General features: G+C 55.7%; 9 protein-coding genes and 1 pseudogene. All 10 read left to right on the top strand.

All coding sequences use genetic code 11. The features are described 5' to 3' along the window. The first annotated feature begins 369 nt into the window (after nucleotides 1-369). The 10 genes and pseudogenes from K8I84_RS15965 to K8I84_RS15925 all read left to right on the top strand — a co-directional run bounded on the left by K8I84_RS15965 (nucleotide 370) and on the right by K8I84_RS15925 (nucleotide 8,340). Nucleotides 370-1,529: pseudogene (locus K8I84_RS15965) on the top strand (hypothetical protein). Nucleotides 1,530-1,537: 8 nt separating this feature from the next. Continuing rightward, nucleotides 1,538-2,623 carry a hypothetical protein gene (locus K8I84_RS15960; protein WP_223795762.1) on the top strand — a complete coding sequence of 362 codons (1,086 nt, stop codon included), beginning with the start codon at nucleotides 1,538-1,540 and terminating at the stop codon, nucleotides 2,621-2,623. Further along, complete coding sequence (locus K8I84_RS17065) at nucleotides 2,620-2,928, top strand: DUF6160 family protein (RefSeq protein WP_411722691.1); 309 nt, start codon at nucleotides 2,620-2,622, stop codon at nucleotides 2,926-2,928. The genes K8I84_RS15960 and K8I84_RS17065 overlap by 4 nt, the downstream gene beginning before the upstream one ends. After that, nucleotides 2,883-3,173, top strand: a complete 291-nt coding sequence (locus K8I84_RS15955) for a hypothetical protein (protein WP_223795761.1) — start codon at nucleotides 2,883-2,885, stop codon at nucleotides 3,171-3,173. The genes K8I84_RS17065 and K8I84_RS15955 overlap by 46 nt, the downstream gene beginning before the upstream one ends. A 15-nt stretch (nucleotides 3,174-3,188) precedes the next feature. Then, complete coding sequence (locus K8I84_RS15950; protein ID WP_223795760.1) at nucleotides 3,189-3,650, top strand: DUF6160 family protein; 462 nt, start codon at nucleotides 3,189-3,191, stop codon at nucleotides 3,648-3,650. Nucleotides 3,651-3,663: 13 nt separating this feature from the next. After that, nucleotides 3,664-5,013, top strand: coding sequence for a hypothetical protein (locus tag K8I84_RS15945; protein WP_223795759.1), 1,350 nt, complete (start codon nucleotides 3,664-3,666; stop codon nucleotides 5,011-5,013). Between the two features lie 218 nt (nucleotides 5,014-5,231). Continuing rightward, entirely contained in the window at nucleotides 5,232-5,588 is a 357-nt protein-coding gene (locus tag K8I84_RS15940; RefSeq protein ID WP_223795758.1) for a hypothetical protein, read from the top strand. A 102-nt stretch (nucleotides 5,589-5,690) separates the two neighbouring features. Further along, nucleotides 5,691-6,656 (top strand): biotin--[acetyl-CoA-carboxylase] ligase, encoded by a 966-nt coding sequence (locus tag K8I84_RS15935; protein ID WP_223795757.1) that lies wholly within the window; start codon nucleotides 5,691-5,693, stop codon nucleotides 6,654-6,656. Beyond that, nucleotides 6,653-7,399 carry a type III pantothenate kinase gene (locus K8I84_RS15930; protein ID WP_223795756.1) on the top strand — a complete coding sequence of 249 codons (747 nt, stop codon included), beginning with the start codon at nucleotides 6,653-6,655 and terminating at the stop codon, nucleotides 7,397-7,399. The genes K8I84_RS15935 and K8I84_RS15930 overlap by 4 nt, the downstream gene beginning before the upstream one ends. Further along, nucleotides 7,396-8,340, top strand: coding sequence for a hypothetical protein (locus K8I84_RS15925; protein WP_223795755.1), 945 nt, complete (start codon nucleotides 7,396-7,398; stop codon nucleotides 8,338-8,340). The genes K8I84_RS15930 and K8I84_RS15925 overlap by 4 nt, the downstream gene beginning before the upstream one ends. Nucleotides 8,341-8,351: the final 11 nt, after the last annotated feature.

Here is an 8,351-nt window from a genome sequence, read left to right as displayed (position 1 = left end):
GCGCCGATGGTAGTGTGGCATTGCCCATGCGAGAGTAGGTCATCGTCAGACTCCTAATACCAAAACCCCCGACAGCGCCGCTGCCGGGGGTTTTTTATTGCCTTTAGAAAACTGGCCATGGGTACTCTTCTGGCTGTGATGGTCAAAAAATAAAACTGGCCTGGATAACCATTCTTCGAGATTCCTCACAGTGACAGACTGGACGTCGCATTAAACTGATCAAAAAAAACGGGCAAAAAATAAAACCATAGCCAGCTTTCAGAGACGCTCATCAGTCTTCATAAGGAACAGCCGCTCACAATAAAAGTGCGGCGACAGTGAGACGTGACTATGAGTAAAAATAGCGTAGCCCTCCTAGTGCTGGGGTTGATGAGTGTATCGGCTTTTGCCGATTTGCAGCCCATTTCTGATGATCAGCTATCGGAAGTGACCGGCCAGGCGTTCGTGTCTGTTGATCGCCAATATCACCCTGACGAAAACAACTCCACCTCTTATACCCGTGTAAACCTAGGAATGGATATCGATATTCAGACCGGAATTGATGTCCTTGAAATGGGCCGATATGAGCGGGATGGAGAAAAAGCCGGCACCTCGGATGTATATATCGAAGATTTTGGTCTGGGGTATATCAATAATCAGGCCTACTTCGAGGCGAACCCCAAGGCGCCCCGTCAACGAAAACCCGACGGCTCCGCCTACGCCGAAGGTGAAATAGTCCCTTTCCACATTGAAAATCCCTTCTTCGAATTTGCCTACGATGAAGCCACTGAAGAAGTAGTGGGTTTCCGCCTTGGCTTCGGTAATTCGATGGGGGTTTTCTCCGGCAAGATTGAAACCCTTACCGGCAGTATCAATGTGGGCATCGTCGATCGTGGAGAGGGGATTAGCAGGCGGACTCTGACGGTAACTTCTTTGACCAGTTGATTGTCCTTTTGACGCCTCTGCTGGAGAAGAACAGCCCGCTGGTGACGAAAGCCAAGCTGGTGTATGGCGCCGAAGGCGATCCGAATATAGGTTCCCTGGATCCAATCAGAGCCGAGTACATTGGCATTCCGGACGGTGAGAAATTTGTTCTGGAGGGTGCCAATGGGTTTACCCGGTGGTCGGTCAAAAACCTGATTGGTTGGGGGTCCAGCTCGGAAATCGAGGTCCCCGATTGCTCTTTCTTCAGTTGTGGTAGCGGTGATATCTACGTTTACGCTCAGGACTGTGTGATTCTCGGGATCGATGCCTGTTTCGATCTCGATATCTACAACAGCTTTCCGATCGGCGAAGTGGGCGAAGTCGATGGCGAACGGCGCATCACCGGTGCTACCGATGGTACCTTCATCTCCTTTCAGACCAAGGATCTTGATTGGCTGAAGGACGTCAGCAAAACCGACATCACCCCTGAAGATTTCATCCGAACGACTGCCGGTGCTTTCTTCAACATTCCTAACGGCGCAACCGAGGTTAACCTTAACGAAGCGTTGTATGGCACCCAGCGCTACCGTACCGAATACATCGACCGCGGACGCGGCCTGTTTTAGGAGTGTCTATGGTCCTTTCATTCAGAAAAACGTCGAGAACCGGGTGTCGCTCCCTTTCATTTGCCCTGTTGATGAGCCTGTTTCTGGTTGCTCCGGTTACGGTGGCGGAATTGCGTGGCCTTTCCGACGCTGAGTTATCCGAAGTCGAAGGTGCGGGCGTCGGGCTGGTGCTGGAAAACTTCAAGTTCTCCCACGGCAGTGATCAGCCGGATGCGTCCGGTAATGCTGTCCGGATCTTCCGGATTGGCGGGATCAAGAGCACCGATGGTCGGGATGTGGATATTACGGTCAATCATCTTTATGTCTCCGGCCCCGACAGCAACTATGGCGCGAACCTCAGTTCGGTGAATCTTGGTCGCCTGGTCAACCCCTATCGGATCGACGTTGTAGATGGCAATGTCATTGGGGTTCCCAATAAGGCCGTACTGGAATTGACTGCCCCTTCGATGGTGCCATCGGCCGAAGGCTACGATTGTCTCAGTACTTCGGTGGGTGCGGGCAGTGGTACCTGTTCGAGTCGGCCGGCCAACGCGGACTTCCATGGCGAGCGGCCGGATGTTGGCATGCAGATGAACATCGCCGTAGGCGATGACCGGTCCGCCAATATCAATATTTATGCAAAGAACGCGGTCATTGATGGTAGTTACATACGCCTTTGGGGCGATGATGACCGACAGCAGATGGTTGGGCAATTCAAGCTCAATTTCTTTTCACCGGAAGTGTTCATCAATGCCTGTGACCAGAATGGGGTGGCCTGCGGCTCTCGCATTCTGATGAGTGACTTTGTTCTTCAGCTGGCCATTGGTAATCGATTGCAGCCGGTCTTTTTTGATGTCGACGGCACCGGAAACTTCGTGCTGGACGTGGCCGCGATCCGGAAGCCGGGCCCCGGGGAAATTAGTCGTGATGGAAAACGGGGCAGCAGCAATACCCAGGTTTGGGATTTCTACGAAGAGTACTACACCAATCCTGAATACCGCTCAAACCTGACCATCGGTAACCTGAGTGTTGGCAGCCGCCATTTCGGGTCAGCCCGAGTTCAGGGGATGCTCACCCAATATCTTCAGATTCGAACCAAGGACCTCGCCCCATGAATCCTTTCATGGATGTGATCCGAAGTCTTCTGGTTCTTGCTGGCTGTTCGTTCAGCTCCCTCGGGCTGGCAGAGCTGGCACCCTTGGCAGACGGTGACCTCTCGCAGGTGTCAGGTCAGGGGGGGATTTACCTGTCTGGCGATGTCAGCATCAATGAGATGGGGGGACCCGTTGAAAATGGTTACTTCGGCCGCTGTGGCGATGCGGGTAAAAGTGCGGCGCGCGTCTGGCCTATCAGCTTAAAAAGGAAGGAGGCTGGATGGTGCTGGACGATATCCGAGGCAACTTTTCTTTCGAAGGGCTGACATTGCGGGTGAGAAGTATTGATTCCGGGTTTGGGGGGGACGGTGAATTGTTCAGCCGTGATGTGGTCGAGCTAGGGTTGCCCAATACGGTTCGATTCAACGATGTCCGATTCAGCATCGCGACGAGCAACACCGCGCGCCCGACGGATCCTGGCTTCCAGCAGACGGATCTGCTCTCGGTGGAAATGCGTGGCGAGGTAATCATGGAGGGGAACCTGTTGGTCTTCCCCGCCGGGACGCCCTAGGAAGGGAGGACGCGTATGACATTCATATTCAGTCACCGGGTGGCAGTGTCTGTTGCCCTTGGCCTCAGTGCGTTAATCGTCCCGGCGCTTTCTCAAGGGGAGCTCAAACGCCTGGACGATTCTGCGATGTCCTCCATCAGCGGACAAAGCGGGCTGACTATCGAACTCGATCTCGGAGTCTCGGCAAACCAGTTGTCCTATTTCGATGATGGTCAGGGCATACATCTGGAAGGCTTTCGTATCGGTTCGTCCGTGGACCCCGGTGAAGGAGCTTTTCATCTGATCAAGTTGGATATCGAAAGCGATGGGGCCTTGAATCTGGATTATCTGGTCGAGGATCGCCGTATCGAGTTCGGTGATATCCGTCTTGCCGGCGCGCCGGGCCTGAGCGCGGGGGGCTTCTTTTTCGACCATTCGATGACAGGATATCTGAATATCAGTTCAGGGGGGGGCTACCGGTTTTGGCTACACCTTTGACACAGCCTTCACAGTGACCGGTGGTCGGCTCGGGTATCGCACTAACGGAAACGAAATCTTCCTTGATGATGTCACGCTCTCCGTTGAAGCATTGGGCATCACTCTCGACACCGTTGGGGCTGGCATTGACCTGAACGCGCCTCGGGTTAATGGGGCTTGGAGCGTCGGGGCGGTTCGCTACAGTAAGAGTCCGCTGAATCATGGAGTCAGTGTGGATGCTACATCGGGGCAGTCTTTGCCCTCATATGGGGGGCTCAGTGGTGATTTTGATCTGTCCGTACGAACGCACTTAGCGGGTGGATGCCGACAGGGCGAAGGACTTCGATTGGATCAGGATGTCACCATCCACAGCGCCAACTTCCTTTATATAGAGGATGGAAATGCCCTGGCGCTTCGCGATATTACGGGAGCCTACCAGTTGATTGACCTGCGGGTGGATGTTACCGCAGACCCCCGTGGAAGGCCGGCGCTCGGGTTGACGACCACCTCGTTGACTGGCGATCTGAGCATCGGCTCCATTGAACTCGGTGGGCAGGGGAAGCGCTTCGGCGCTGTCGATCTGGATTTTCTGTTTGAAGATGCTTCCTTTAATGGCCAAGCCTACACCAATGCGCTCTATTTGCAGGGTGGTGGTCACGCCGATGCCGGCTCCCAGGGAATGCGACTGTCGACAGAGTGGAGCCTGGCTGACGCCAACATAGCCTATACGGAAGACGGTAATCGAGTCATCCTCAGCGGCTTGCAGTCCTGGGGGCGCGGTGACGTGACGCTGAGCGTAACCAGGTCTGAAGTCCGGAATGGTACACAGTTCTATGACGGACTGAGAATTGGATTCGAGGGCGTTGAGGCCGGATATCGAATCAATGGATTGCGTGTGGCCAGCGAGGATTCGGAGTTGCAGGGCGGGACAGAGCTGCTGCTGGCATTGGGATTCTACCCTGCCTATGAGTTCGAGCTGGACGGGCACCTGACCCTCGGTCCTGGGGGCACGAGCGGGGAAGGTATTACCATCAACTCGGACGTTCAAATTCGCAACGGTAAGGCCGCGGTCATTGCCGCGCCCTACGATGAGGGAAGTGGCGAGATGAGCCAGAAAGGTCTCTGGTTGACCGAGCTGGACTACGACAGTCACGTCCGGGACATGACTATCGATCTCACTGATGAAGGTCTGGCCATTATCAAGGGTGAAGCGTGGGGCACCATGAATATCGGGAACCTGCGAGTGGGTGACAAGGACACGGGGCAGAGTATTGGGCGATTCGAGCTGCAAAAATACGAAACCGGCAGCAGTATGATGATCATGCCCGGCGGCGCCGGAACGGTCTGTGCCGGAGGCATGGGGGTGACAGCCTTGGCGTGTTAGGCGACCGGTGGCCGCTGGGAAGACCGGGGTGAGGAAGGGGTTACCATTCGACTCAAGCAAATCTTTGCCAGGGCCCTCAGTGATGAAAAGAAAACGCACTGACCTGGGAAACCAATCGCCAGATTGGTGATGGCGGTAACCTGGTCAACGGCACCGGAACCCAGCTGGTCATCAATGACATCTATACCAGTGATGGCGGTGATTTTGATGGTGATGGGATGGAGGATAATACCTTCGGCATCCAGACCGACCTCGCGATAGATATTTACCAGACCAAAGTGGTGAAAAAATCCACGGGTACCGACGCAAAGGGCGTGGTTGGCGCGCGCGGAGATGAGAAAATCATGGATTCTTCGGCGCCCGGCGGTTATCGCTATGTCAGCAATCCTACGACAGATGAGAAGCAGAATCGTCCATTGGGATTTGCTGTATCGGCACGCACCCAGTTTAAAGAGTTGTCTATCAATAACGTTGACCTGGTGCATCCAGCGGGAGGAAGTCAAACCGCAATCTACGGGGTCAATCTGCAGAACGTCGATATTCGTGCCAATCTGACCGCCACGCCCATTCCCTGAAATCGGGTATCCAGCTACCCGGCGCTGGATACCAACTTTGTCTTTTGGTCTCTGCTGGTGTTTAATCCGGCGGAGTCCACTTTCCTGTCCGGATAGCATCAAATGAAGTCTAAAGCATTGATCACACACCTGAGTGATGGCGAAGTTCACTCCGGTGAATCCCTCGCCGCCAAGCTTGGTGTCAGTCGTACCGCAGTCTGGAAACAGGTCCGAAAGGCCATGGAAGAGGGTGTGGAGATTCAGACCATTCGTGGCAAAGGCTACCAGTTGCTTTCCTCCGTGGATTTGCTTGATGCCGACAGCATCTTGTCGGCCATTGCCCCTGAGTACCGGGGCGATATTGCCCTGCAAGTCTTGGATGAAGTGGGCTCGACCAACGCCGAGGTCGGTCGTCGGATGTCGTCGGGGGAGGCCAGTCTGCCAATTACCATTGCTGATTGCCAGACAGCGGGCCGTGGTCGTCGTGGGAGGGTATGGACGAGTCCCCGGGGGGAAAATCTTTATCTATCCATGGGGATTACTCTGCAGGGTGGTTTTTCGAGACTTGATGGATTGAGCCTCGTGTTGGGGGTTGCCGTGGCCAACGCTCTGGAGCGACTCGGTGCACAGGGTCTCGGGTTAAAGTGGCCCAATGATATTTTTGTTCCCGGCGGAAAGCTCGGTGGGATTCTTGTAGAGCTTCAGGGGGAATTGCAGGAGGGGGTTGTGCAGGTGATTGCCGGCTTCGGTATCAATGTACATGCGCAAACGCTGGGCGGTGTCGATCAGCCGTGGAGCAGTCTTGCCCGTTCTTACCCGGACGTTCGCTGGCGCCGCAATGATCTTGCCGGTAACTTGATTACTGCCGTTCAGGATGCGCTTGATCTGTTTTCTCGAGACGGTTTCGGTGCCTTTCTGGAACCCTGGCAGGCACGTGATATTTTCAAAGGCCAATCCGTAGAAGCTAAGGGAGGCGGTGTGGTGGGCATCGCGGCGGGCATCGACGAGCGCGGCAACTATCTGGTTCGGACCGGCGATGGGACCGTTCCAGTGCGCGCCGGTGAAATCAGTCTCAGGGTGGTGTCATGAGGCTGCTCATCGATGCCGGTAATACCCGAATCAAGTGGCGGTTGGTTAAGGGGAGCAACGAGCAACCAGTGGTCGTAGATCAGGGCGCAGTGGACCTTGTTGATCAGGAATCGCTGGCATCACTCGCCGGGCGTCTGAGCGACGTTGAGCGTGTTGCTGTCTCGGTGGTCGCGGGAGAGCCGCAGCGAAAACGCCTGTCGGAGGTGTTGGCCTTGTTAACACCGGCGCCTGTGGTCTATCACTGGGCGGAGGCGGAGCGAGCTGGTCTTCGAAATGCTTATGACGATCCTTCAAAGATGGGGGCTGACCGTTGGCATGCCATGTATGGCGCTTGGTCAACGTACCGACAGGGGGTGGCGATTGTTGATGCGGGAAGTGCCGTTACCGTCGATTACGTTGACGGAGCAGGGCAGCATCTTGGCGGTTTTATCTTACCGGGTTTGCAGATGATGTTCCGAAGCCTGAAAACCGATGCCGCTCGCATTGGTTTTGAGCCGAATCAGGTATTGGATCGGTCTCCCGGGCGGTCAACCGGGGAATGCGTTAACCACGGGCTGGCCTGGTTGTCTGCCGGAATAGTGGCGAAGATTCAGGAGGACGTAGACCGGTTTTCGATAAAGGATGTTCTGGTAACCGGCGGAGATGCGGAGCGCTTGGTTGGCTTGGGGCTGGGCGGGATGATTGTTCCGGACCTGGTACTGCAAGGGCTTGCACGTATCGACGGTGAGGAGTCAGCGGTATGAAGTGGTTGGCGTTCATCGTGCTGGCTATCAATGTTGCCGTCTGGTATTTCGCCGATGTGTTCCAGCCGCCAGTTCGGTCCCCAGTGACGGACGGGGGCACCTTGCCTCGTGTTGCCAGCCTTAAATCGCCTGAGTCCGAAACCAGCGAGTGGGCCGAGCCAGCCCCTGAGCAGGAGGTATTGCAGGAAGCCGGCGTCCAGCCGGTAACAGCCACGGAGTTGCAGGAACCAGTGCCTGAGCCTGAACCTGAACCGGAGCCTGACGCCGAACCCCGGGCGGAAGTGGCTGATGTTTCTGCCCCGGTTGCTGGGGCGCCGGTGGGGCCGATAGCTTCAGGTTCGCCGGAAGCCGAGGGCGCAGCTGAGGCGATGGGGGAAACGGGTTCAGGAAGTGTCGCTGCCCGGCAAGGTGTGGGGGAGCCCGTGGAAGAGGTGTCGGCCGAAGAGCCCGAACTGAGGGTCTGTGTCCGGATGGGCTGGTTGGAGACTCGTGAGCAAGCGCAACGCTTGATCGAGGCCCGGGCCGGTGAGGCGGTCGAGCTGGTGGTGGTCGAAGAGCGCCGTGAACTGACGCCCTATAACTGGGTCATCATCCCCCCTCAGCCAGGCGCCGAAGCGCTTCGGCAGTTTCGTGAGATCCAGCGTCGTGGCATTGATTCCTATCTCGTGACCGAGGGTGAGAACCGAAATGCGATCTCTCTGGGGCTGTTTGAGTCGCGAGAGGCAGCAATATCCGTGCTGGAAGAAAAAAAACGTCAGAATCTTAATGCGGTGCTGGCAAACTTCCCCCGAAATCAGATAAGCTACGCGCTCGCTTTTGAGGGGCAGCCCGCTCTTGTAGAAGAGCTGGTTCCGGCGGTGGAAGCGGATTATGGAAGCAATTTTGATTTCGTTGAAATCAACCCTTGTGAGGGTGTTGCAACGCCGAAAAAAAATCCGTAGTATACCGCCCT

Origin of the sequence: Marinobacter sp. F4216 (assembly GCF_019931195.1) — a bacterium.
GTDB lineage: Bacteria > Pseudomonadota > Gammaproteobacteria > Pseudomonadales > Oleiphilaceae > Marinobacter > Marinobacter suaedae.
The sequence above is the reverse complement of the archived record's forward strand: the minus strand, read 5'-3'. Positions and strand labels throughout refer to the sequence as shown.

What these genes read in the sequence shown, in the direction of transcription:
- K8I84_RS17065 (WP_411722691.1), top strand. Translation starts at nt 2,620, where the DNA reads ATGAATCCTTTCATGGATGTGATCCGAAGTCTTCTGGTTCTTGCTGGC.
- K8I84_RS15950 (WP_223795760.1), top strand. Translation starts at nt 3,189, where the DNA reads ATGACATTCATATTCAGTCACCGGGTGGCAGTGTCTGTTGCCCTTGGC.
- K8I84_RS15930 (WP_223795756.1), top strand. Translation starts at nt 6,653, where the DNA reads ATGAGGCTGCTCATCGATGCCGGTAATACCCGAATCAAGTGGCGGTTG.
- K8I84_RS15925 (WP_223795755.1), top strand. Translation starts at nt 7,396, where the DNA reads ATGAAGTGGTTGGCGTTCATCGTGCTGGCTATCAATGTTGCCGTCTGG.
- K8I84_RS15955 (WP_223795761.1), top strand. Translation starts at nt 2,883, where the DNA reads ATGGTGCTGGACGATATCCGAGGCAACTTTTCTTTCGAAGGGCTGACA.
- K8I84_RS15935 (WP_223795757.1), top strand. Translation starts at nt 5,691, where the DNA reads ATGAAGTCTAAAGCATTGATCACACACCTGAGTGATGGCGAAGTTCAC.
- K8I84_RS15940 (WP_223795758.1), top strand. Translation starts at nt 5,232, where the DNA reads ATGGAGGATAATACCTTCGGCATCCAGACCGACCTCGCGATAGATATT.
- K8I84_RS15960 (WP_223795762.1), top strand. Translation starts at nt 1,538, where the DNA reads ATGGTCCTTTCATTCAGAAAAACGTCGAGAACCGGGTGTCGCTCCCTT.